The following is a 1,007-nucleotide window of genomic DNA, read 5'->3' as shown; positions in this document are numbered from 1 at the left end:
GTTCCCCTGAGCTGAGACTATGGCAACCATTGACCTGAGCCAGTTACCCGCCCCGGATGTGGTCGAGGTGCTGGACTATGAAACCCTGCTTGCTGAACGCAAAGCGACGCTGATTTCCCTTTACCCCGAAGATGAGCAGGAAGCCGTCACGCGCACCCTGATGCTGGAGTCCGAACCCATCGTCAAACTGCTGGAAGAAAATGCCTATCGTGAGCTGATTTTACGTCAGCGGGTAAACGAGTCAGCACTGGCGGTGATGCTGGCCTTTTCCAGAGGGAATGACCTCGATGTGCTGGGGGCAAACAATAACGTCGCCCGTCTGGTGATTGTCCCTGCCAATGACACCGCCATCCCGCCGGTGCTGGCCGTGATGGAATCCGACAGTGATTTCCGTCTGCGTATTCAGCAGTCGTTTGAGGGGCTGAGTGTGGCGGGGCCGGTTGGGGCGTATCAGTTTCATGGCCGCAGCGCTGACGGGCGGGTCGCAGATGTGTCGGTGATCAGCCCGTCACCGGCGTGCGTCACCATTTCGGTGCTGTCGCGTGAGGGGAGCGGCACCGCTAGTAGCGAACTGGTGAATATTGTCAGTCTTGCGCTCAATGATGAGGACGTGCGCCCGGTGGCTGACCGGGTGACCGTACAGTCAGCATCCATCGTCGACTATGAAATCGACGCCACGCTCTATCTCTACCCTGGCCCCGAAATGGAGCCGGTCAGACAGGCCGCCGAGGCAAAGTTAACAGCCTATATCAGCGCGCAGCATCGCCTCGGGCGGGATATCCGCAAATCCGCGATTTATGCCGCCCTGCATGTGGAAGGGGTGCAGCGTGTCGAGCTGGCTAAACCGCTGGCCGATATAGTGCTCGATGACACCCAGGCCTCTTACTGCACCGATTACAAAATCGTTATCGGGGGTGCCGATGAATAACGTCCGGCTGCTGCCGGTGGGCTCCTCTGAGCTTGAGCTGGCCGCCGCAAAAGCCTGTGCCGAACTGACCCGCGTGCCG

At 59.4% G+C, this 1,007-nt stretch carries 1 protein-coding gene; it reads left to right on the top strand.

Annotated features, from left to right (window positions below):
- Positions 1 to 19 precede the first annotated feature (19 nt).
- The gene (locus tag FH968_RS23545) at positions 20 to 928 is read left to right on the top strand and encodes a baseplate assembly protein (protein WP_139883905.1); all 909 of its coding nucleotides are present in this window, start codon (positions 20 to 22) and stop codon (positions 926 to 928) included.
- Positions 929 to 1,007 lie beyond the last annotated feature (79 nt).

The organism is Buttiauxella sp. B2 (assembly GCF_006376615.1).
Lineage (GTDB): Bacteria > Pseudomonadota > Gammaproteobacteria > Enterobacterales > Enterobacteriaceae > Buttiauxella.
Note: the sequence above shows the minus strand (reverse complement) of the source record. Positions and strands in the feature narration are given on the sequence as shown.